24 protein-coding genes are annotated in these 20,761 nt (G+C 51.4%); 11 read left to right on the top strand and 13 right to left on the bottom strand.

Translation table 11 applies throughout. The annotated features are described in order from the left end of the window. The first annotated feature begins 268 nt into the window (after nucleotides 1-268). Together msrA and paeA are read left to right on the top strand one after the other, a co-directional pair. Nucleotides 269-907 (top strand): peptide-methionine (S)-S-oxide reductase MsrA, encoded by a 639-nt coding sequence (msrA, locus tag A8F97_RS00750; protein WP_015731127.1) that lies wholly within the window; start codon nucleotides 269-271, stop codon nucleotides 905-907. A 172-nt stretch (nucleotides 908-1,079) separates the two neighbouring features. Further along, nucleotides 1,080-2,405, top strand: coding sequence for a polyamine export protein PaeA (paeA, locus tag A8F97_RS00745; protein ID WP_014701231.1), 1,326 nt, complete (start codon nucleotides 1,080-1,082; stop codon nucleotides 2,403-2,405). Nucleotides 2,406-2,464: 59 nt separating this feature from the next. Here paeA and A8F97_RS00740 read toward each other — a convergent pair whose 3' ends face one another. Next, nucleotides 2,465-2,671 carry a DUF1107 domain-containing protein gene (locus tag A8F97_RS00740; protein ID WP_005974755.1) on the bottom strand — a complete coding sequence of 69 codons (207 nt, stop codon included), beginning with the start codon at nucleotides 2,669-2,671 and terminating at the stop codon, nucleotides 2,465-2,467. Between the two features lie 346 nt (nucleotides 2,672-3,017). On the opposite strand from A8F97_RS00740, the gene A8F97_RS00735 reads away from it, so the two are divergent. Further along, nucleotides 3,018-3,596 (top strand): YtfJ family protein, encoded by a 579-nt coding sequence (locus A8F97_RS00735; protein ID WP_014701232.1) that lies wholly within the window; start codon nucleotides 3,018-3,020, stop codon nucleotides 3,594-3,596. Between the two features lie 2 nt (nucleotides 3,597-3,598). Here the strand turns inward: A8F97_RS00735 and cysQ are convergent, their stop codons facing one another. Next, nucleotides 3,599-4,339 (bottom strand): 3'(2'),5'-bisphosphate nucleotidase CysQ, encoded by a 741-nt coding sequence (gene cysQ, locus A8F97_RS00730; protein WP_015731130.1) that lies wholly within the window; start codon nucleotides 4,337-4,339, stop codon nucleotides 3,599-3,601. Between the two features lie 205 nt (nucleotides 4,340-4,544). Between cysQ and A8F97_RS00725 the strand changes: the two genes are divergently transcribed. Together A8F97_RS00725 and A8F97_RS00720 are read left to right on the top strand one after the other, a co-directional pair. After that, on the top strand, nucleotides 4,545-6,497 hold the full coding sequence (locus A8F97_RS00725; protein WP_014701234.1) for a bifunctional 2',3'-cyclic-nucleotide 2'-phosphodiesterase/3'-nucleotidase: 1,953 nt from the start codon (nucleotides 4,545-4,547) through the stop codon (nucleotides 6,495-6,497). Between the two features lie 186 nt (nucleotides 6,498-6,683). Beyond that, nucleotides 6,684-7,238, top strand: coding sequence for a flavodoxin family protein (locus tag A8F97_RS00720; protein WP_033072089.1), 555 nt, complete (start codon nucleotides 6,684-6,686; stop codon nucleotides 7,236-7,238). A gap of 53 nt (nucleotides 7,239-7,291) precedes the next feature. On the opposite strand, the gene A8F97_RS00715 is transcribed toward A8F97_RS00720, so the two are convergent. Next, nucleotides 7,292-7,714, bottom strand: coding sequence for a DUF2502 domain-containing protein (locus tag A8F97_RS00715; protein ID WP_014701236.1), 423 nt, complete (start codon nucleotides 7,712-7,714; stop codon nucleotides 7,292-7,294). Between the two features lie 345 nt (nucleotides 7,715-8,059). Here A8F97_RS00715 and ytfE point away from each other — a divergent pair, with 345 nt between their 5' ends. Beyond that, complete coding sequence (gene ytfE / locus A8F97_RS00710; RefSeq protein ID WP_014701237.1) at nucleotides 8,060-8,725, top strand: iron-sulfur cluster repair protein YtfE; 666 nt, start codon at nucleotides 8,060-8,062, stop codon at nucleotides 8,723-8,725. A gap of 77 nt (nucleotides 8,726-8,802) precedes the next feature. Here the strand turns inward: ytfE and fklB are convergent, their stop codons facing one another. Next, nucleotides 8,803-9,423 (bottom strand): FKBP-type peptidyl-prolyl cis-trans isomerase, encoded by a 621-nt coding sequence (fklB, locus tag A8F97_RS00705; RefSeq protein ID WP_014701238.1) that lies wholly within the window; start codon nucleotides 9,421-9,423, stop codon nucleotides 8,803-8,805. Between the two features lie 272 nt (nucleotides 9,424-9,695). Between fklB and A8F97_RS00700 the strand changes: the two genes are divergently transcribed. Next, a complete protein-coding gene (locus A8F97_RS00700) occupies nucleotides 9,696-10,409 on the top strand; it encodes an OapA family protein (RefSeq protein WP_014701240.1) in 714 nt (237 codons plus the stop codon). Here the strand turns inward: A8F97_RS00700 and A8F97_RS00695 are convergent. The 6 genes from A8F97_RS00695 to yjfP all read right to left on the bottom strand — a co-directional run bounded on the left by A8F97_RS00695 (nucleotide 10,406) and on the right by yjfP (nucleotide 13,273). Further along, on the bottom strand, nucleotides 10,406-10,768 hold the full coding sequence (locus A8F97_RS00695; RefSeq protein WP_033072090.1) for a DUF488 domain-containing protein: 363 nt from the start codon (nucleotides 10,766-10,768) through the stop codon (nucleotides 10,406-10,408). The two genes, A8F97_RS00700 and A8F97_RS00695, sit on opposite strands and share 4 nt — an antisense overlap. 126 nt (nucleotides 10,769-10,894) lie before the next feature. Further along, a complete protein-coding gene (gene rplI, locus A8F97_RS00690; RefSeq protein WP_033072091.1) occupies nucleotides 10,895-11,347 on the bottom strand; it encodes a 50S ribosomal protein L9 in 453 nt (150 codons plus the stop codon). Between the two features lie 41 nt (nucleotides 11,348-11,388). Then, the gene (gene rpsR / locus A8F97_RS00685) at nucleotides 11,389-11,616 is read right to left on the bottom strand and encodes a 30S ribosomal protein S18 (protein WP_005974788.1); all 228 of its coding nucleotides are present in this window, start codon (nucleotides 11,614-11,616) and stop codon (nucleotides 11,389-11,391) included. Between the two features lie 4 nt (nucleotides 11,617-11,620). Then, nucleotides 11,621-11,932, bottom strand: a complete 312-nt coding sequence (priB, locus tag A8F97_RS00680; protein ID WP_033072092.1) for a primosomal replication protein N — start codon at nucleotides 11,930-11,932, stop codon at nucleotides 11,621-11,623. A 14-nt stretch (nucleotides 11,933-11,946) separates the two neighbouring features. Continuing rightward, nucleotides 11,947-12,339, bottom strand: coding sequence for a 30S ribosomal protein S6 (rpsF, locus tag A8F97_RS00675; protein WP_005974793.1), 393 nt, complete (start codon nucleotides 12,337-12,339; stop codon nucleotides 11,947-11,949). 181 nt (nucleotides 12,340-12,520) lie between these two features. Further along, a complete protein-coding gene (gene yjfP, locus A8F97_RS00670; protein WP_033072093.1) occupies nucleotides 12,521-13,273 on the bottom strand; it encodes an esterase in 753 nt (250 codons plus the stop codon). Nucleotides 13,274-13,568: 295 nt separating this feature from the next. Between yjfP and A8F97_RS00665 the strand changes: the two genes are divergently transcribed. After that, a complete protein-coding gene (locus tag A8F97_RS00665; RefSeq protein WP_015731134.1) occupies nucleotides 13,569-15,509 on the top strand; it encodes a methyl-accepting chemotaxis protein in 1,941 nt (646 codons plus the stop codon). Here A8F97_RS00665 and A8F97_RS24945 read toward each other — a convergent pair. Further along, on the bottom strand, nucleotides 15,506-15,634 hold the full coding sequence (locus A8F97_RS24945; RefSeq protein ID WP_257785657.1) for a hypothetical protein: 129 nt from the start codon (nucleotides 15,632-15,634) through the stop codon (nucleotides 15,506-15,508). The two genes, A8F97_RS00665 and A8F97_RS24945, sit on opposite strands and share 4 nt — an antisense overlap. 159 nt (nucleotides 15,635-15,793) lie before the next feature. Between A8F97_RS24945 and A8F97_RS00660 the strand changes: the two genes are divergently transcribed. Continuing rightward, nucleotides 15,794-16,915, top strand: a complete 1,122-nt coding sequence (locus tag A8F97_RS00660; protein ID WP_014701246.1) for an RNA ligase RtcB family protein — start codon at nucleotides 15,794-15,796, stop codon at nucleotides 16,913-16,915. Further along, nucleotides 16,912-17,535 carry a peptide chain release factor H gene (prfH, locus tag A8F97_RS00655; protein WP_014701247.1) on the top strand — a complete coding sequence of 208 codons (624 nt, stop codon included), beginning with the start codon at nucleotides 16,912-16,914 and terminating at the stop codon, nucleotides 17,533-17,535. Before A8F97_RS00660 ends, prfH begins: the two co-directional genes overlap by 4 nt. 86 nt (nucleotides 17,536-17,621) lie before the next feature. Here prfH and A8F97_RS00650 read toward each other — a convergent pair whose 3' ends face one another. Then, nucleotides 17,622-18,020, bottom strand: a complete 399-nt coding sequence (locus A8F97_RS00650; RefSeq protein WP_014701248.1) for a DUF350 domain-containing protein — start codon at nucleotides 18,018-18,020, stop codon at nucleotides 17,622-17,624. 355 nt (nucleotides 18,021-18,375) lie between these two features. Here A8F97_RS00650 and A8F97_RS00645 point away from each other — a divergent pair, with 355 nt between their 5' ends. Further along, on the top strand, nucleotides 18,376-19,908 hold the full coding sequence (locus A8F97_RS00645; protein ID WP_014701249.1) for a methyl-accepting chemotaxis protein: 1,533 nt from the start codon (nucleotides 18,376-18,378) through the stop codon (nucleotides 19,906-19,908). Between the two features lie 55 nt (nucleotides 19,909-19,963). Here A8F97_RS00645 and rlmB read toward each other — a convergent pair whose 3' ends face one another. Next, on the bottom strand, nucleotides 19,964-20,695 hold the full coding sequence (gene rlmB / locus A8F97_RS00640; RefSeq protein ID WP_014701250.1) for a 23S rRNA (guanosine(2251)-2'-O)-methyltransferase RlmB: 732 nt from the start codon (nucleotides 20,693-20,695) through the stop codon (nucleotides 19,964-19,966). Nucleotides 20,696-20,761 lie beyond the last annotated feature (66 nt).

Here is a 20,761-nt window from a genome sequence, read left to right as displayed (position 1 = left end):
CCGCACTGACGGTCATAGAGGTTCATGTTTTCAAACAAAACATCATGTAAAGCAGAAACAGGCGAGTAACCTTGCATTAAATTAGTGATAAGTACTAATTTTTTACCTTAGTAGTAGATATTAACCTGCAATTGTCACTTTTTCGCGTTATGGACACGCATTACCTTAACAGTAAACACTTTTAAGATATAAAGACAGGTCAATACTTCTTGGTTATGCTCTCAGTGAAAGAGGGTCATTCACTAGTTCTGTTGGAGTCAACAACGTGATGAGTTCGATTGATAAGACACAGCGGATTACGCAATCCGATGCTTTACCGGGGCGTTCAACCCCAATGCCAGTGGCCAGGCTGCATGTCGTAAATGAACATTCGATGACGCATGTGCCAGATCACATGTCTGTGGCTATTTTTGCGATGGGCTGCTTCTGGGGCGCAGAGCGTTTATTCTGGCAGCAGCAGGGTATCTACAGCACGGCGGCGGGTTATATTGGCGGTTATACCCCCAATCCAACCTACCGTGAAGTATGCAGCGGCCAGACCGACCACGCTGAAGCAGTACGTGTCGTTTTCGATCCTGCGGTCATCAGCTACGGCGAGTTGCTGCAACAGTTCTGGGAAAATCACGATCCCGCGCAAGGTATGCGTCAGGGCGGCGATATCGGCAGCCAGTATCGTTCCGCTATCTATACGCTTACGCCTGAGCAGGAACAGGCCGCGCAGGAAAGCCTTCAGCGCTTTCAGCAGGCGATGAGAGAGAACGGCGATAGCCGCGCTATCAGTACAGAAATCGAGCCTGCGGGTCCGTTTTATTATGCAGAAGATGATCACCAGCAATACCTGCACAAGAATCCAAACGGCTACTGTGGATTGGGCGGTATCGGCGTCTGTCTGCCGCCACCGCGTTGACCACTGGCGGTAATTTCGCCGCTCCTGCTATAATGCGCCCGGACCGGGCCTATCCTCGCCCGGTTCGAGCCTTCAATAACGATCATAATGTGTTCACCTTTATGTGTTCACCTTTCTGAGGATCGCTGCGTCAATTTCGGCTCATGCGAAAACTTACCTAAAGTTAAAAACTATGTTAAACAGTCTATTACTGATTTTTTTCCTTATTGCCATCAGCGCATTCTTCTCGTTGTCCGAGATCTCGCTGGCGGCGTCTCGTAAAATTAAACTCAAACTGATGGCCGATGAGGGAAACCTTAACGCCGATCTGGTGCTCAAGTTTCAGGAAACGCCGGGCATCTTCTTTACTGTGATTCAAATTGGCGTCAACGCCGTCGCCATTCTGGCTGGTATCATCGGCGATGCGGCATTTTCTCCTACCTTTTCCATGCTATTTGAACGCTTTATGTCACCCGAAGCCGCCGATAAAGCCAGCTTCATCTGTTCATTCGTGCTTGTCACTAGCCTGTTCATCCTGTTTGGCGATCTCACCCCGAAACGCATCGGTATGATTGCGCCGGAAACCGTAGCGGTCCGCATAATCAACCCCATGCGCTTCTGCCTGTTCCTTTTCCGCCCGCTGGTCTGGATATTTAACGGCCTGGCTAACGTCATTTTCCGTCTGCTCAAGCTGCCGATGGTACGTAAGGATGACATCACGTCCGATGATATTTATGCCGTAGTGGAAGCGGGGGCGCTGGCCGGTGTACTGCGTAAGCAGGAACATGAGCTCATCGAGAACGTATTTGAACTGGAATCTCGCACCGTACCTTCCTCAATGACCTCGCGCGAAAGCGTGGTTTACTTCGATCTGCGCGAGCAGGAAGACAGTATTAAGGAAAAAATTGCCCAACAGCCGCATTCCAAGTTTCTGGTGTGCGATGGCACAATTGATCAGATCGTCGGCTACGTGGATTCCAAAGACCTGCTGATCCGGGTGCTGGGAAACCAAAGCCTGACGCTGAGCAGCGGCGTGCAGATTCGTCCGGCGCTGATCGTACCGGATACGCTGACGCTGTCTGAAGCATTGGAAAGCTTCAAAACGGCAGGCGAAGATTTCGCAGTCATTCTGAACGAATACGCCCTGATCGTCGGCATCATCACGCTTAATGACGTGATGACCACCCTGATGGGCGATCTCGTCGGTCAGGGCATGGAAGAGCAGATTGTGGCACGCGATGAGAACTCCTGGCTGGTCGAAGGCGGTACACCGATAGAAGACGTGATGCGGGCGCTGAATATTGATGACTTCCCGCACTCCGGTAACTACGAAACCATTGGTGGCTTCATGATGTATACGCTGCGGAAAATCCCCAAACGTACCGATGCAGTGCGCTTCTCAGGCTATAAGTTTGAAGTAGTAGATATCGATAGCTATAAGATCGATCAGCTATTGGTCACTCGTCTGGAAGACCGCCCTGTCGTCTCATCCAGCGAGCGGGCTGATAGCGCGGACTAACGGTTATAATCAGCGAGTGATATACCAGAACGGCCCGCTACGGGCCGTTTCTTTATCATTCATCCCATCTCGGCCTGAAGCCGGATGACCTGGCGATTCACTTCGGACATCACCAGAAGATGTTGCTTATCCTGTTTCTTTGGCAAAAGAATTTTGCCGTAGTCGAACTCAAAAGCACCAACCCCTTTTATATACAGCCGCCCGCGAAACAGGGTTTTCACATACTTGGCGACTTTCAAAGGATTGTAACGTTCGAAGATCCTCATCGTTTTACTCTCCCGTTTTATTTTTCTACGCTCTCCCTGTCGCCAACATGGCTGAGGTTCTGGAGCGCTAATGAGATAACGGATACTGCTAATTAGTACTGTAAAACGGCTTTTAGTTCCCCACTATTCAGTATTCTTAACTGCTTTTACAGATTTTTACAGAACAGTGTTTAAATAAACCCCTACCCATCAGTATAAACCTTCAAAAATAAGGGTTTTGTGCACTAAACCACAAACCGTTTGAGCACGAAGCAGGACAGACCGGTTTCCTGACTCTACGCTTATGCCATCGCTCGACGTTTTCCATCATTGACATCGCATCGGGCCCCCCACAGAAGGAAATACCATGATAAAAATACGTCGCCTGCTCCTCGCGCTCTTTATCACGCCCTTATTGGGATTTGTTTCACTCACAGCCTCAGCGCATACGCTGGTACTCAACCAATTGGTTCCCCCCGTCGGCATCGCAGACAAAGGAGAACTTCAGTACCAGAATAATCAGTTTAGTTATAAAAACTGGAACAGCGCACAATTGCCCGGAAAAGTACGGGTGATACAACATATCGCTGGCCGAACCGCCGCCAAAGAGATGAACGATCCGCTTATTTCCGCACTGAAGGCCGCTAACCTACCGCATGATTATTACCAAACGACGACAATCGTGAATACCGACGATGCCATTATCGGCACCAGCATGTTTGTGCGTAGTAGCCTTGAGGACAACAAAAAGGCGTTTCCGTGGTCGCAGTTTATTGTCGATAGCAATGGCAATGTGCGCAAAACCTGGCAGCTACAGCCGCAAAGTTCAGCTATCGCCGTACTGGATAAACAAGGGAAAATTCGGTTCGTGAAGGATGGTGCGTTAAGCGGGCAGGAAGTGCAGCAGGTGATGTCCCTGCTGCGTCAGTTGCTGGAAGAGAAATAACGCTAAAATAAAGAGACGCGAAAACCGGGGTTGAGGAAGGATTCACGCGGCGTGTAGGACAGCGGTTGCCCCTGCCAATCGTGAATCTGCGCCCCGGCGGCCACAGCCACCGCATGGCCCGCCGCCGTATCCCAAATGTTAGTCGGTCCAAAGCGGGGGTAAAGCTGCGCGTCGCCTTCTGCCACCAGACAAAATTTTAGCGATGACCCAATCGCCACCGTCTGGTGCTCGCCCAGTTGGTTGAGATAATCCTTTAACTCACTATCGGCATGAGAGCGGCTGACCACCACCAGCGGCGGGTGCGCGTGCTTCACCGAAATTTGCCAACGCTGACCATTTTCTTCTTTCCAGGCTTTGCCTTCCGCTGCGGAATACATCACGCCCGTAACTGGCACGTAAACCACGCCCAGCACCGCCTGACCGTTCTCGATCAGCGCAATGTTTACCGTGAATTCACCGTTGCGGCTGAGAAACTCTTTCGTACCGTCCAGCGGATCGACCAGCCAATAACGCTGCCAGTGCCGACGGGTTTCCCATTCAGGCGGATCTTCTTCTGACAGCAAAGGAATATCGGGAAACGCGGCGGCCAGCCCATCCTTAATGACCCGATGTGCCGCAAGATCGGCGGCGGTCACGGGTGAATCATCTTTCTTGTGCGCAACATCCACCGGATGTTGGCCGTCGTAAACCTGCATAATGGCAGCACCGGCGTCACGAGCCAGTTGGCAAATAGGTTCTAGCATGATCGACCTCGTCGTTATTGGTTGCGCGTAACGCAGATTTCATCTCTGTCATTCATTATACATCTGTGAGGCAATCTACGATTATTGCCATTATTGATGTCATCCTCAGAATTTAGAGACGATAATCACTTTAACTTCATCATGATATGAAAGACACCCCCCGGTCGCCTCACACATCGATAATCACTGCACAAGGAGTTACGCAATGAAGCATTCACTGGCACTCAGCCTACTTGCTACGCTGGTCGCCACGACCGTTCATGCCGCTACCGTTGATTTACGGGTATTGGAAACTACCGATCTGCACAGCAATATGATGGATTTCGATTACTACAAGGATACGCCAACCGATAAATTTGGTCTGGTGCGTACCGCCAGCCTGATTCACGCCGCGCGCGACCAGGCCACTAACAGCGTGCTGGTTGATAATGGCGACCTGATTCAGGGCAGCCCGCTAGGCGACTACATGGCGGCGAAGGGGCTGAAAGCAGGCGATGTACACCCGGTTTATCAGGCGATGAACACGCTGGATTATTCCGTCGGCAATATCGGTAACCACGAATTCAACTATGGCTTGGACTACCTGCACAAAGCGCTGTCAGGCGCGACATTTCCTTATGTGAACGCCAACGTGCTGGATGCAAAAACGGGTAAGCCGCTGTTTACGCCATATCATATTGAAAACAAATCGGTTAAAGATCGCGATGGCAAACAGCATACGCTGCGCATCGGCTATATTGGCTTCGTCCCGCCGCAGGTCATGGTGTGGGATAAAGCCAATCTGACAGGCAAAGTCACCGTAGAAGACATCACGGAAAGTGCCAAAAAATGGGTGCCAGAAATGCGTAAGCAAGGTGCCGATCTGGTGATCGTTATCCCTCATTCCGGCCTGTCTGCCGAGCCATATAAAGCCATGGCAGAAAACTCCGTTTACTACCTCAGCCAAATTCCTGGGGTTGATGCCATCATGTTTGGCCATGCTCACGCGGTTTTCCCCAGCAGTGACTTTGCCAATATCAAAGGCGCGGATATCAAACAGGGAACGCTTAACGGCGTGCCTGCCGTAATGCCGGGACAATGGGGTGACCACCTCGGCGTTGTCGATTTCACGCTGAATAACGACAGCGGCACCTGGAAGGTGGAAAAAGCAAAAGCAGAAGCCAGACCGATCTATGACAAAGCGCAGAAGAAATCACTGGCAGCGGAAGACGACAAGCTGGTGAAAGTGCTCTCCGATGCGCATAAAGATACGCGTGAGTTCGTCAGCAAACCCATCGGCAAATCCGCAGACAACATGTACAGCTATCTGTCGCTGGTTCAGGACGATCCGACCGTGCAGATCGTCAACAATGCCCAGCGCGCCTACGTAGAACACTTTATTCAGGGTGATCCCGATCTGGCCGATCTGCCGGTACTTTCCGCCGCCGCACCGTTTAAAGCCGGCGGACGTAAAAACGATCCAGCCAGCTATGTCGAAGTAGAAAAAGGCCAGCTCACCTTCCGTAACGCTGCCGACTTGTATCTCTACCCGAATACGCTGGTGGTGGTGAAAGTCAACGGACAGCAGGTGCAAGAATGGCTGGAGTGCTCTGCGGGGCAGTTCAAACAAATCGATCCGAACAAGCGTGAACCGCAATCTCTACTCAACTGGGACGGCTTTCGCACGTATAACTTCGACGTGATCGATGGCGTCAATTATCAGATTGATGTCACGCAGCCTGCCCGCTATGACAGCGAGTGCACGTTAATCAACGAGAAATCGCACCGTATCAACGCTCTGACGTTTAACGGCAAACCGCTCGATCCCAAAGCAACCTTCCTGATCGCCACCAATAACTATCGCGCTTATGGTGAGAAATTTGCCGGTACGGGTGAGAAATCTGTGGCCTTTGCATCGCCGGATGAAAACCGTTCCGTACTCGCGGCTTACATCAGTGCGGAAACGCAAAAGTCGGGAGAAGTGAAGCCACAGGCGGATAACAACTGGCGCCTGGCGCCTATCGTCAGCGATACGCCGCTGGATATCCGTTTTGAAACATCACCGTCAGAGAAGGCCGCCGCGTTTATCAAAGAGAAAGCACAGTACCCGATGACGTCCGTCGGGAATGATGAGACGGGCTTTGCGGTTTATCGTATTGATCTGCAACACGCGAAATAAGCACTGACAGCCTTGTCAGGCTCCTGCTGCGGTGGGAGCCTGAATTCCCCGTAATTCAAACCCGGTTATCTCCCATTTTCACTCCGGTATCATAATGTTACAGAGTAATGAAACAGGGATAATCTTTTCTCGGTGTAAAGTAGGTTATCTACATACCGATACAACATAGAAAAAATGGGGACAATAATGTCAAAAAACGTCGTTATTTATCATTCCGGCTATGGCCACACACAACGTCTGGCACAATCCGTAGCAGAAGGTGCGCAAGCAGCGCTGATCGCGATTGATGCAGAAGGAAATATTACCGATGCCGAGTGGGAGCAACTCACCGCTGCCGACGCGATTATTTTCGGTGCGCCGACTTACATGGGAGGCGTTCCCTGGCAGTTCAAGAAATTTGCGGATGCCAGCTCTAAAGTTTGGATGTCCCGCAGTTGGAGCAACAAAGTGTTTGGCGGCTTTACTAATAGTGCCAGCCTGAATGGGGACAAACAGGTTACGCTGATTTATCTGCAAACGTTGGCTTCACAGCACGGCGGGATTTGGGTCAGCCTGAACCAGTTGCCTTCTAATGCCAAAGCAGCAAAACGTGACGATCTGAACAACCTAGGTGGTTCCGTGGGCCTGCTGGCACAAACGCCTTCTGATGCCAGCGCAGATGAAGTGGTCGCTGGCGATCTGGCGACCGGTAAGCTGTATGGCCAGCGCATCGCTGACATCGCCGCGAAACTGGCAAACTAAACCCCCTTCGCTGACGGACACGCGCCGCCCTTTCGCGGCGCTTTTTTATTTAGCTAATCGCGGAACGACCCTCGCCCATTGCGGTAATAGCCATTTCCTCGCTCATGCCCGCGCCTGTCCCAATCACCACGACGCGGACCCCGCTCGTCAACATAGCGCGGTGGATCAAAGCGTCGATTGTCATAACCGCGTCTGTCGTGCTGGCTCTCACGCCACCAGCGGGCATCACGCCAGCGCCAACCATCCCAGTAGTAACCGTGCCGATTACGCTCACCACGGTAGTAACCCCGGTGCTCCTGCCACCAGCGCTCGCTGCGCCAATCATAGCCATCCCAGTAGTTACCACGTCTGTCACGCTCGCCGATATTCAACGTGACGCCGGGCATCAGATCGATGCTGGCCCCCTTAGCCTCTGGCGCTGGCATAACCGCAAACATTCCCACAAACAGGGCGCTGATAACGAGTGGCTTAAACATAGGGGTACTCCTTGCTCACCGCGACTGCGGCCTGGCAAAGATATACGGGGAATTCCTCTATCCCACTATCAGATAAATACGCATTTTCCTGATTTTACCCTTCTTAACGTTTCGCTCACATGATTCATCGGTGGGCTATTCATCCACTATAAATTCTGCCATTTCCGATCGGTATCCAATTTCTCTTTCTTTTGGGCTACAACAACTCACCATCGCTGAGATCCGGTCATAGGCGACGTTAATCGCGCCATGCATTTTACCGCCTACCTCGTAAGCGGTATATTCAACACATAAAGATGCATTTAAAATGCAATTTATAAACTGCATTTGTTGAGAGGCATCATCATGGCATATCGCGATCAATCCTTGGGTGAGCTGGCTATCGCTATTCCGCGCGCTACCAAACTCTTTCGTGAACTCAATCTGGACTTCTGCTGCGGCGGAAAACAAACGCTAAGCCGCGCGGCTGGCAAAAAAGATCTCAATATCGATGAGCTAGAAGCTCAGTTAAATGAGCTGGCCGCACAGCCTTCTGATGCACGAGACTGGCGTGAAGCCCCGCTGGCTGACATTATCGCGTACATCATTCCTCGCTTTCATGACCGCCACCGTGAACAACTGCCTGAGCTGATTTTGATGGCAGAAAAAGTAGAACGCGTGCATCACGATAAAGCGGACTGCCCACACGGCCTCGCCGCACAGTTGACCGCCATCTATAACGAACTGTCTCAACATATGATGAAAGAAGAGCGCATCCTATTCCCGATGATCGGTCAGGGAATGGGGGCAAATGCTGCTGCACCGATTTCAGTGATGGAGCATGAGCATGATGACGCCGGGCGTGACGTGGAAGTGGTAAAAGAGCTAACCAATGGCGTCGTACCGCCGGAAGGTGCCTGCAACACCTGGCGTGCCCTGTACTCTGGTATTAACGAGTTTATTACCGATCTAATGGAACACATCCATCTGGAAAATAATTTGCTGTTCCCACGCGCACTGCGCGGTGAGTAATGTCGCTTCAATAAAAAATAAAAAAGTCAGTAAAAACCAGAAAGGCGCTCAGTGAGCGCCTTTCTTTTGTCTGGAATTTACAGAATTTCCAGCAGTTCCACTTCAAAAATCAGTGCGCTGAACGGCGGAATGGAAGCACCCGCACCACGTTCACCATACGCCAGATTGTGCGGAATATAGAGTTCCCACTTAGAACCCACTGGCATCAGCGTCAACGCCTCAATCCAGCCGGGGATCACACCGCTTACGGGGAACTCAGCAGGTTGACCACGCTCAACGGAGCTATCGAACACGCTGCCGTCAATCAGGCGACCGGTGTAATGCACACGAACACGATCCTGACGAGCAGGAATCGCCCCTTCACCCTGTGTTAACACGCGGAATTGCAAACCAGATTCCGTGCTATCTACGCCTTCTTTTTGCGCGTTTTCCGCCAGGAATTGTTGGCCTTCTACCGCCAGCACCTGTTGGCGATCGCGGCGGACGGCGTCAGCACGCTCATGAACTTCACGCAGCGCACGATGAACCACATCCACAGGCACCGCTGGCGCATTACCTTCCAGCGCATCGCGTAGACCAGCAAGCAGAGCTTCTGGGATCAGACCTTCAAGACCTGATTCCTGTAACTGTTGACCAACCTGTAAGCCGATGCCGTAACTTGCCTGCGCTTCGACGCTATCAAAAGAAGGAGTTGTCATGGATGTTCCTTTTAATCTGTAAAAAACTGAAAGCGCAGCATAACAGCGACGAGGATTGGGGTAAAATCTTGTGTGCAGATAATCACGTTAACCGAATACCAGCTAAACCATTGCCGGAAGCTGGCCTATACTGGTAGTTCTGCTCTTTCTAACGCGTCGGTAGTCTTGATCATCAACGTGTTAACTAGTCACCTAAGGAAAATTATCGGTATACTGAACGCATTCTTATCCTGATACTGTTTTTATACTGAATGGTAGTAAGAGAGGTCACCATGGGCAGAATTGCGCCCAGGAAGCGGAAAAACACCTGGGATTATCAAACGCTAGTACGCTTCTGCCGGCGAATCATCCAGCGGCAGCCCTCAGATGCTGTAGCCGTAGAGAACGATGAGGCTAATGAAGAGCAGACGCGTCTGTCCCCCCCTTCCCTGCGCGAGCGTATGGGTGCCACACTGCAAAAAATCTGGCATCTGCCCGACAGTTACCACTGGATGGAGCCATTGCCGCTCCTCCATCGTCGCTGGATTTTAATCGCTATTGCCCTATTGCTGATGGTATTGCTCTGGCCTTACAGCCCACAACACCCACAGCCTCTCCATTCTACGCCCGTTCCTCTGACTCAGGCGGATAATCAGGCTGCGATGCAGGCCGTAATTATTGAAAACCCGCCTTCCACGTCACAGCAACAGCATGCGACGACACCGCCGCCGGATCAGCAGTCAGCGCCGTGGCGGAATTATGAAATATCATCAGGGCAAACGCTGGCCCAGCTCTTTCGCGATAACAATTTGCCCGTCAGCGATGTGTTCGCTATGGCGCAGGTGGAAGGCCGGGATAAGCCGCTCAGCAATTTACGGGCAGGTCAGGCAGTCAAATTACAGTTGAATGCACAAGGCATGGTGGCAGAGCTGGAAATCGAAACCACAGCGAACCAGACGATTCGGTTCACGCGAGGTGCGGACGGCGCATTCACCCGCACACGTTAGTGGGCCAGCCGCTCCAATAGGAAATTGCGCAGGACGATAGCATGATTGTGCTGCGCATCTTTACTGCCATAAAGCAGCGTGATGGTCTTCTTCTGCTCAAGTAACGCCAACAGCTTGTTGCGTGCCGTCCCCTGCGCCAACTCATTACGATAGTAATCCACAAACTCCGACCAGCGTTCAGGTTCAGCGTGGAACCATTTCCGCAATTCACTGCTCGGCGCAATGTCTTTAAACCACTCAACCCCTTCCAGACGCGTTTTACTGATGCCACGCGGCCACAGGCGGTCAATAAGAAAAGTGGGAGAAGAGAAAGGGGCATACGCGTCATACACGCGGGTGAGGTGAATCAAATCAGACATGTGACCGCCCTCCTTGCCAGGTATCGATAATGATAGATCATTTTCCAATCCCTAAAATGCAAAACGCTGGCACAAGGCCAGCGTTTCACATGTTAACTAAAGTGTTAATTCAGCGACGAACGCGAATTATTCTTCAGCAACAACAACGACATTCAGTTCAGCAAATACATCGCTGTGTACCTGGAAGCTTACTACGTGCTCACCTACAGTACGCAGAACGCCGTTCGGTAAACGAACTTCGCTCTTAGCAATGTCAACACCGGCAGCCGTTACCGCATCAGCGATATCGCGAGTACCGATGGAACCGAACAGTTTACCTTCGTCGCCTGCTTTAGACGCGATGGTAACGCTAGCCAGTTCTTTGATCTTGGTGGCGCGAGCTTCAGCAGCAGTCAGAACGTCAGCCAGTTTGGCTTCCAGTTCAGCACGGCGTACTTCGAAGAACTCAACGTTTTTCTTCGTTGCCGGCACAGCTTTGCCCTGCGGAACCAAGAAGTTACGAGCATAGCCCGCTTTAACGTTTACCTGATCACCCAGGCTGCCCAGGTTTGCTACTTTATCAAGCAGAATAACTTGCATTACTTTATCCTCTCAAAGTCTCGTTAATGGACAGTGGCCGATTACTGATGACGGTCAGTGTACGGCAACAAAGACAAGTAACGCGCACGCTTGATAGCGCGAGCCAGCTGACGCTGGTATTTTGCACGAGTACCGGTGATACGGCTCGGAACAATCTTGCCGCTTTCAGTGATATAGTTTTTCAGCGTAGCGATATCTTTATAATCAATCTCTACAACGCCTTCCGCGGTGAAACGGCAGAATTTGCGACGACGGAAATAACGTGCCATGTGGCTAGTCTCCAGAATCTATCAATTCAATCTGCTCGGCATGTAACACTATCTTGCTCAGACCATTGCGCCCTTGATGGCAGCTAATGAATCCGTGCACGGTAAGTTGCGTGCCGACCGTTATACTGTGGGTAACTGCTTGTGACGAAAGTCCGCTGACAATCACGGGCATACGACACCATGCTTGTCGCTTCAATCCGGCTTCCTCTTGCGTCGAGCGGTGCTCAAGCACGAACTGACAGTGAGGAATACCTGACGGGCTGACCTTACGAATGGGCGTCTTGCACACGGTGCCAGACAACACCAGACGGTTCATCGTCACCACAACAATTACTCTTCAGAATCCCCTGCATCCACATCATCGCCAGCTTCAGCGAAATCTTCACGACGCTCACGGCGTTCGTCTTTCGCTTTCACCATTGGAGATGCTTCAGTTACCGCGTGCTTAACGCGCATAACCATGCTGCGGATAACGGCATCGTTAAAGCGGAAGTTTGTTTCCAGCTCATCGATCGCTTCCTGCGGCGCTTCAACGTTCAGCAGAACGTAGTGAGCTTTGTGCAGTTTGTTGATCGGGTAAGCCAGTTGACGGCGGCCCCAGTCTTCCAGACGGTGGATCGTGCCCTGCGCACCAGTGATGGTAGCAGTGTAGCGCTCGATCATGCCCGGAACCTGTTCGCTCTGGTCAGGATGAACCATAAATACGATTTCGTAATGACGCATCGAATTGCTCCTTACGGATTATTCAGCCTCCTGTCTGGGTCAACCGCGGCCCGTGGAGGCAAGGAACGTGTATGTGTGCGGCTGAAAAAATGACGCGTAAGTATAGTGCTCGACATTAAAGAACACAAGGAAGAAACACAGGAGTTTTCTACGCTGTGATATTTGCAGAATCAATGTGGAATTACAGCGTCCGCTGGAAGAAATCAGCCCCCGCCTGCAACGCCGTCGGCGTAATGCGGTGCGCCACACCCGGCTCGGTCAAATACGTCAGATTAACCAGCTTGTCGCGCGCCTGTAATGCCTGATAGAGACGGGCGCTTTCTGCCGCTGGCACGACATCATCCGCTTCACCGTGCCACACCAGCAGCGAACGTTCGGACAGCGCGTCCAGACGTGCAGTGACATCATATTCAGCCAGTTTGCTCGCTAACGTCTGTAACACCGCCTGATTTTCCTCACTATCGGCAGGAACCGGAGGAAATAGCATTGAAGATAACGTGGAGAAATAGCCAGAGCCCATAAATGCCGCCACCGCCGTAATCCAGGGATAGCGAGCCATGCACCCCAGCGCGCTCATTCCACCAAGTGACGCGCCGCAAACGCCAACACGTTCCCCGTCGATCAGGCCACGCTGCCGATATTCCGCGACATAATCAGGAAGTTCTTCAATGTTCGATTGCAGGATATCCCAAAAATGACGCAACCGCTGCGCGTCATCCCCGTCATAGCGGGCACCGTGCATGGCAGCATCGGGGAGAATCACTCTGAATCCAGCCTGGGCCAACGCATAGCCAAAATACGAATACACCTCTTTTGACGAGCAATAACCGTGGAAGAAAAAAATCGTCGGCAACCGTTGATCTCTTCTTCCCGCAGGCACCGCGTGAATTGCTTCGATACCGCTGTCGAGCTTATCCAGTGACATTTCGACCATATTTCCCTCGCTTTCAGTTCTGTCAGCACGTTTTTATGTAGCGAAATCGTATTTAGCGGCAGAGCCACTACCTTTTACGATAAATCCGCACACAGCACTCTTCCTATTCTCAGCACCGCCATTAATTTCATGCTGATTTAATAAGCGTATTTATGTAAATAAAAAAAATGCATTGATCGGGATCAATTACTGAAATGGACATTTACACTCCGTGAGTAAATTTTTTTTATTTACTGCCGTTAACGCATATGAAGTAAGACTAAAAAATAACCTTTTTATTATAAGAGACACACATATGTTGGGACTTTCCTTTAAGCACTGGGGTTTGGGTATCAAGTTATCAATTATCGCCTCCCTAAGCGTGGCGATATTGTTCATTGCCTTCACCCTCACTCTTACCCGCTCTGCAGGCGATCAACTAAAATCGTTGACCCTCAATGACATGCAGAGCCAGGTGAATGGAGTCACCGACATGATCAACATGTACGATACCAGCCTACAAGCCGAGGTTAGCAACTATACGCGGCTGCTGGCGAGCTTTCTGCCGACGCGCTTTTCACTGGATACCGTTAACCGCACCCCGTTTGGCAGCACACCTCAGCCGACACTAAAGGCTGGCGATACGATACTGAACCTCAACACCGAGGTGCCAGATGACTTCCTGAGCCGTACTCACGCGATCTCAACGATTTTTGTCCGCGATGGAGAGGATTTTACGCGTATCGCAACTTCACTGAAGAAAGAAGATGGATCGCGTGCAATGGGCACCCAACTCGATCGTGAAAGCCCGGCCTATGCACTTGTAATGAAAGGTGAAACCTACAGTGGGTTAGCAACGCTGTTCGGCAAACAGTACATCACCCAGTATCAGCCAATACGCGATAGTGAAAACAAGGTTATCGGTATTCTGTTCGTCGGCGTCGACATCACGAAGCAATTTACCGAGATGCAACAAACTATTCTGAACAAGAAAATGGGTGAAACAGGTCATTTCTTTGTCCTTAGCACGAAAAAAGGAAAGGATGCAGGTAACTATCTTTACCACCAAAGCAGTGCCAACCAACGCCCTGACTGGTCAGAAGGTGCATTAGAGAAAGTGCTGGCAACCGGTAATGGTACGATCGAATATGACAACAACACGATGACGGGCGAAGAAAAAACCCGGATCATGGTGTACCGCAGCATTCCACAGTGGAACTGGATTGTGGCGGGTACTATCAGCAAAGAAAGCCTGATGGCGGAGATTAACCGGACCCGTAACCTGTTTTTGGGCGGTGGCATTATTCTGGTTCTGCTTTTCGCTGCATTCTTTGTCGTGCTGACGCGCAAATGGCTGAGTCAGCCGCTGGTTGAAATCGTCAAAGTGGCGGAACAATTTTCTGCCGGTAACCTGACGGCCACGCTTTCCAGCAACCGTGGTGATGAAGTGGGTCGTCTGATCGATGCGATTAACGGTATCGGACAGGGGCTAACGACTATCGTATCGCAGGTAAGAAGCTCATCTGAGGAAATCAGCGCCAGCACCGATGCGCTGGCTGCCGATAGCGAGAACATCAGTGAGCAGATTGCCCGTCAGGCCAGCAGTGTCGAAGAAACCTCTGCCAGCATGGAACAGCTCTCTGCCAGCGTGAAGCAGAATGCCGATAACGTCTCCGCCGCCAAAGATCTGGCAGAGCAGAGCGCAGCGGCGGCACGCAATGGCAGCCAGACCGTTACTGACTCGGTTTCTACGATGAGCGATATTAAAAACTCATCGCAGCGGATCGCCGATATCACGACGGTGATCGAATCCATCGCTTTCCAGACCAATATTCTGGCGCTTAATGCTGCCGTGGAAGCCGCTCGCGCGGGCGAACACGGCAGAGGCTTCGCTGTGGTTGCTGCTGAAGTGCGAGCGCTGGCACAGCGCAGTTCTACTGCGGTGAAAGAGATCGAAAGCTTAATTGATGAATCGCTGGAAAAAATCGAAGCGGGCTACCATTTCTCAGAAAAAACACAGGCGGTAATGGACGACTTACGTAACCGCATCCTGCAAGTCAGCACCATTGTAAACGATATTGATATCGCTTCACGCGAGCAGTCCGCTGGTATCAGTCAGGTGAACATCGCGATTGTACAGATTGGTCAGGCAACGCAGGAAAACGCCATTCTGGTCAATAACTCGGAAGATACCGCGCAGAGTCTGCGTCAGAAAGGCCACCATCTCAGCGAGCTGGTCAGCGTCTTCCGTATTTAAAATACCGGTAAGGTATCCGCTTTTGTGCCACCATTTTTATCCCGTGGCACAAAAGCGGAAAAAACCATAACGCCATCGTATTGCACGATGGCCGTCACTTGAGTATCATGCTGGCGATTTTCCACACTTCCCCCAACTGACAAAGGAGACGACATCATGACAACACTTACTCTGATTCTTTGCAGGACATCTCGGGACTAATTCCGCATTCTTTTCCGCTTTGCGTTATCCCCCCTTTTGTAGCCTGCCTTACCCTATTTTTAAATTGATCAGCAGGATGATCTATGGGCAATGCTATTCGCTCTATTTCGGCGCGCGTCAGTGTGATCGCGACGGAAAACACTTGGATTGAAGATAAAGCAATCCAACAGCTTCAAATTACCTCACAACTTCCCGATATGGTACGCGTGGCCGGTATGCCAGACTTGCATCCGGGCCGTGGTTACCCGATTGGTGCCGCCTTTTTTTCACAACGGCGTTTCTATCCCGCTCTGGTCGGAAACGATATCGGCTGCGGCATGGCGCTATGGCGCACTGGTCTGAACGCAAACAAAATTTCGCTGGATAAGCTGGAAAAACGGCTTGGCAGTATCGATGGGCCACTGGAAGACGATGCCGATATTCCACCCGAACTGGCAGATTTCCGCTATTCGCTGGGCACCATCGGCGGCGGTAACCACTTTGCTGAATTGCAGCAGCTTGATGAAATTTATCAGCCCGATACGCTGCACGCTCTGCACATTGATCCTAAACAGTTGTTGTTGCTTGTGCATAGCGGCTCACGCGGATTAGGGCAAACCATACTGGAAGCCCACGTGCGGGAATTCGGTCATCACGGCCTTGAAGCCAATACGCCAGCCGCAGAGTCTTATCTGGCACAGCATCAGTTTGCGCTGACGTTTGCCACCAACAATCGGCGGCTGATCGCACAGCGGATGCTGGAACGTTGGCACACGGAAGGGGATGCTGCACTGGACGTGAACCACAATTTGGTGACATCAACAACGATTGAGGGCATTTCCGGCTGGCTGCACCGAAAAGGTGCGACTCCCGCCGACTGCGGCCCGGTTATCATTCCGGGCTCACGCGGCGACTACAGCTATATCGTGCAGCCGATCCCTCACGCCGACAGCCTGTATTCGCTGGCTCATGGAGCAGGCAGAAAGTGGATGCGCACGGAGTGTAAAGATCGACTGTCTTCACGTTATAGCGTCCAGCAACTGGCGCGTACTCGCTTCGGCAGTCGTGTGATTTGCCAGGACAGGCAACTGATTTTTCAGGAAGCACCAGAAGCCTACAAACCGATAGACAGCGTGATCGGTGCGATGCAGCAGGCAGGATTAATTACGCTGATTGCTCGCCTGAAGCCAGTGCTCACCTACAAAACGCGCGGGGAGGATAAATGATATTGCTTCAACTTTCCGCCGCACAGGGACCGGACGAATGCATGCTGGCAACGGCAAAAGCGTTACAAGCTCTGATTCGCGATGCCGCACGACAAGGCATCGAATCTGAAATCATCGAAACCGAAGCTGGGAAACGTGCTGGTACGCTACGTTCCGCACTGGTTTTGTTAAACGGTGAGCAGGCAGAACCGCTGGCTGCCAGTTGGTGTGGTACGCTTCAGTGGACATGCAATAGCCCCTGGCGTAAAGGTGGCGGACGTAAGAACTGGTTTATCGGCATCGCACGCTTTCATCAGGAGCGGGCGTTTGCCGATAACGAAATTCGTTTTGAAACTACCAAATCCTCCGGTCCCGGCGGACAGCATGTGAATAAAACCGAGTCTGCCGTCCGCGCCACGCATGTCGCCAGCGGCATCACGGTGAAGGTGCAGAGCGAGCGCAGCCAGCACGCGAATAAGCGTCTGGCCTGTTATCTCATCGCTTATCGGCTGGAAGCGTTGCAGCAACAGCAGCACGCCGAACTACGGGCACAGCGGCGTCTGTTCCATCATCAGATAGAGCGCGGCAATCCGATCAAAGTCTTCAAGGGCGAAGATTTTACGTTGGTTACCTTGCGCTAACCTCAACTCACGGGCAGGCACTGATTGCCTGCTCGTCATTTTCGCCCTCACTAAAGCGCGCGCCGGTATCGTCATGCAGGGACAAATTAATACGACATACACGCCGCATTCAGAATCCCACCGCTGAGCGAAGCAGCACAGAGAAAAGCACCGGACGCAATATCGTTATTCTGGATATGTTGGCTGAGACGCGGCATATACAGGCGCACCGCGAAATAAATCAACAGTTGCACCACCAGCGCGACCACGCCCCAGGTGATGTAATCTACCAGACTCACCGAATTAATCGCCGCACTGGAAAGCGGGATCACATAGCCAATCAACGCCCCGCCAAACCCAATAGCGGCCGTACCGTTGTTTTCTTTAATCAACGCCCACTCATCATGCGGCGTAACACGGGTGTAAATAAACAAAAAGGCCAGCACCATGGCAAACCCGATAAAGAAATAAGACGCGAAAGCGAGCAGCGACGTAATAATAGGCATAGCGATATTCCTTTTAAATGAGACACGTTGGCGCGTCAGCAACAGGTAAGGGAAAGAATGGAGAATTATAGATGATTCATGCAGAGCAAAGCGCTTCTTGATAAATAATGCAGGAATCCCCCGCACGGGGCTTTACCACTCTGGCCATTGTATCCGCACGAATATCCTCACAGGGTTTGAGAAAATGAATAAGTATTGCGCCTGAAATGCCGATAACGGATAAGGTATTTTTATCAGTAATATAGGAGCCTGTTCCACTTTCATCACCTGCCCTTTTTACACAACACACAACGACAACTAATCCGTTATTGGCCTGCTATGACGGTAATAATTAATGAAAAAAAGGAAGAAGTTTATGCTGCGCTGGATGTCATTTCAAAACCTATCAGTAACACGCAAGTTGTTGGTAGGGTTTGGTTTATTGCTCATCATGGGAGTGATTCTTTCCATGGTTGGCTTTTATGGATTATACAATAGCGACCAATCGTTAAAGCGCATCAGCCGCCTCGGTGCCATTTATGACAAGACCGTTGTCGCCCGAGAAGGCAACTTTGGCTATGCGCTGGAGCGTAAAGCACAGTATCTGGAACAGCATGACAACGCTATCGGTAATATCAGCGGAGAGCTATCAGCACTGCTGAAGGAAATTGATACGGGGTACTGGCCAGCGGAAGATAAAAGCGCCATTCAGGATATCAGTGCGTCACTCAATGCCTACCTGACCCAACGCCAGCAGGTCATGAGTCCAGATGTCAGCCAACAGCGGCTCAGTGAATTGAACGATCAAATGGCGCTATTGCAGGAAAATATCAATAAGCTTTACTTCACAGAAGAGAGTCGCGCTGGCCGTAACGTCATCAGCAGCGATATCCAACTGGGCGTGATTACGCTGATTGCCATCATCCTCGGTCTGACGACGGCGATTGTTATCTCACGGCAGATCGTTCGCCCACTACATCAGGCACTACACGCCACTCGCGCGATTGCGGAAGGCGATCTCACGGTACAACTTCACAATGAACGCCGTGATGAATTAGGCCAACTGATTTCAGCGATGGGACAGATGAACAACAATCTGCACAGCATGATTGATAAAATTCGCCTCAGCGCGAATCAGATATCGTCTGCCGCTGGGGAAATTACCGCCGGTAATGCCGATCTTTCCGTCCGAACCACGCAGCAAGCCGCCGCACTGGAAGAAACCGCCGCCAGTATGGAACAACTGACGTCAACGGTAAAACAAAATGCTGATAACGCCCATCACGCCAACCGGCTGGTTATGGATGCCTCTGCTACCGCAAATCAGGGGGGAGAACAGGTTTCTAAAGCCGTGAATACCATGCACGGCATTGCACAGAGTTCCCACCGTATTGCTGAAATCACCTCAATGATCAACAGCATCGCATTTCAAACTAACATCCTGGCGCTCAATGCTGCGGTAGAGGCTGCAAGAGCAGGTGAACAAGGTCGTGGTTTTGCCGTCGTCGCCAGTGAGGTGCGCAATCTGGCACAGCGCAGCGCGCAGGCTGCCAAAGAGATCGATACGCTCATTGGCGAATCGGTTTCGCAGATTAATAACGGTGCGGCACTCGTTAACAGCGCAGGAAAAACGATGGAAGGGATTGTAGAGTCCGTGACGCAGGTTCACGCCATCATGAAAGACATTACTACCGCCTCAGACGAGCAGCATCGCGGTATTTCTCAGGTCGGCCAGACAATCATAGAAATGGATCAGAACACGCAACAAAACACCGTACTGGTCGAGCAATCCTCTTCTGCCGCTCACTCGCTGGCGCAACAGGCAATCATGCTTTCCGATGCCGTTTCCGTATTCCGGCTTTTACATCCTTCACAGCAAGACCTTCGCAGGCTGACATCTGCGGCATAATTCCAACAACAAAAAGGTGCCTATGGCACCTTTTTGCTATCAGTTATCGCTCTAATCACGCGCGCTGGCGAACGGCTTCAAACAAACACACGCCAGTGGCAACGGACACGTTCAGTGAGGAGACGCTGCCCGCCATCGGAATGCTGATCAGCTCATCGCAGTGCTCACGGGTCAAGCGACGCATGCCTTCCCCTTCCGCACCCATCACCAACGCCAACGGTCCGGTCAGTTTACTTTGGTACAGCGTATGGTCTGCTTCACCCGCCGTGCCAACGATCCAGATATTGCGCTCTTGCAACAGGCGCATCGTTCGAGCCAGATTGGTCACGCTGATAACCGGCACCGTTTCTGCCGCGCCACAGGCTACCTTCTTCACCGTCGCATTCAACTGTGCCGAACGATCGCGGGGTACAATCACCGCATGCACGCCAGCGCCATCCGCATTACGCAGACACGCGCCCAGATTATGCGGATCGGTCACGCCGTCCAATATCAACAGGAAAGGCGTTTCTATATTGTCTAACATCGCAGGCAGATCATTTTCCTGATATTTCCGCCCTTCTTTGACCTTCGCTACGATCCCCTGATGCACCGCGTCTTCAGCTTGCTTATCCAGCCATTGACGACTCGCCACTTGAATGACGATACCTTGCGCTTCCAGCTCGGCAATCACGGGCTGAAGGCGACGATCGTCGCGCCCTTTCAGAACAAAAACTTCCAGAAAACGCTGTGGGTCGCGCTCAAGCAATGCCTTAACCGCGTGGATACCGTAAATAATTTCGCTCATTAATACTCTTCAAATTAACCATAACAGGCAGAACCTGTTCATTAGAGATAGAGGTTTCCCCTACTC

Origin of the sequence: Pectobacterium parmentieri (assembly GCF_001742145.1) — a bacterium.
Classification (GTDB): domain Bacteria; phylum Pseudomonadota; class Gammaproteobacteria; order Enterobacterales; family Enterobacteriaceae; genus Pectobacterium; species Pectobacterium parmentieri.
Note: the sequence above shows the minus strand (reverse complement) of the source record. Positions and strands in the feature narration are given on the sequence as shown.

Bases quoted from the DNA above. Each gene is read 5' to 3' on its own strand.
- msrA (WP_015731127.1), top strand. From the start codon at position 269: ATGAGTTCGATTGATAAGACACAGCGGATTACGCAATCCGATGCTTTA.
- paeA (WP_014701231.1), top strand. From the start codon at position 1,080: ATGTTAAACAGTCTATTACTGATTTTTTTCCTTATTGCCATCAGCGCA.
- A8F97_RS00740 (WP_005974755.1), bottom strand. From the start codon at position 2,671: ATGAGGATCTTCGAACGTTACAATCCTTTGAAAGTCGCCAAGTATGTG.
- A8F97_RS00735 (WP_014701232.1), top strand. From the start codon at position 3,018: ATGATAAAAATACGTCGCCTGCTCCTCGCGCTCTTTATCACGCCCTTA.
- cysQ (WP_015731130.1), bottom strand. From the start codon at position 4,339: ATGCTAGAACCTATTTGCCAACTGGCTCGTGACGCCGGTGCTGCCATT.
- A8F97_RS00725 (WP_014701234.1), top strand. From the start codon at position 4,545: ATGAAGCATTCACTGGCACTCAGCCTACTTGCTACGCTGGTCGCCACG.
- A8F97_RS00720 (WP_033072089.1), top strand. From the start codon at position 6,684: ATGTCAAAAAACGTCGTTATTTATCATTCCGGCTATGGCCACACACAA.
- A8F97_RS00715 (WP_014701236.1), bottom strand. From the start codon at position 7,714: ATGTTTAAGCCACTCGTTATCAGCGCCCTGTTTGTGGGAATGTTTGCG.
- ytfE (WP_014701237.1), top strand. From the start codon at position 8,060: ATGGCATATCGCGATCAATCCTTGGGTGAGCTGGCTATCGCTATTCCG.
- fklB (WP_014701238.1), bottom strand. From the start codon at position 9,423: ATGACAACTCCTTCTTTTGATAGCGTCGAAGCGCAGGCAAGTTACGGC.
- A8F97_RS00700 (WP_014701240.1), top strand. From the start codon at position 9,696: ATGGGCAGAATTGCGCCCAGGAAGCGGAAAAACACCTGGGATTATCAA.
- A8F97_RS00695 (WP_033072090.1), bottom strand. From the start codon at position 10,768: ATGTCTGATTTGATTCACCTCACCCGCGTGTATGACGCGTATGCCCCT.
- rplI (WP_033072091.1), bottom strand. From the start codon at position 11,347: ATGCAAGTTATTCTGCTTGATAAAGTAGCAAACCTGGGCAGCCTGGGT.
- rpsR (WP_005974788.1), bottom strand. From the start codon at position 11,616: ATGGCACGTTATTTCCGTCGTCGCAAATTCTGCCGTTTCACCGCGGAA.
- priB (WP_033072092.1), bottom strand. From the start codon at position 11,932: ATGAACCGTCTGGTGTTGTCTGGCACCGTGTGCAAGACGCCCATTCGT.
- rpsF (WP_005974793.1), bottom strand. From the start codon at position 12,339: ATGCGTCATTACGAAATCGTATTTATGGTTCATCCTGACCAGAGCGAA.
- yjfP (WP_033072093.1), bottom strand. From the start codon at position 13,273: ATGGTCGAAATGTCACTGGATAAGCTCGACAGCGGTATCGAAGCAATT.
- A8F97_RS00665 (WP_015731134.1), top strand. From the start codon at position 13,569: ATGTTGGGACTTTCCTTTAAGCACTGGGGTTTGGGTATCAAGTTATCA.
- A8F97_RS00660 (WP_014701246.1), top strand. From the start codon at position 15,794: ATGGGCAATGCTATTCGCTCTATTTCGGCGCGCGTCAGTGTGATCGCG.
- prfH (WP_014701247.1), top strand. From the start codon at position 16,912: ATGATATTGCTTCAACTTTCCGCCGCACAGGGACCGGACGAATGCATG.
- A8F97_RS00650 (WP_014701248.1), bottom strand. From the start codon at position 18,020: ATGCCTATTATTACGTCGCTGCTCGCTTTCGCGTCTTATTTCTTTATC.
- A8F97_RS00645 (WP_014701249.1), top strand. From the start codon at position 18,376: ATGCTGCGCTGGATGTCATTTCAAAACCTATCAGTAACACGCAAGTTG.
- rlmB (WP_014701250.1), bottom strand. From the start codon at position 20,695: ATGAGCGAAATTATTTACGGTATCCACGCGGTTAAGGCATTGCTTGAG.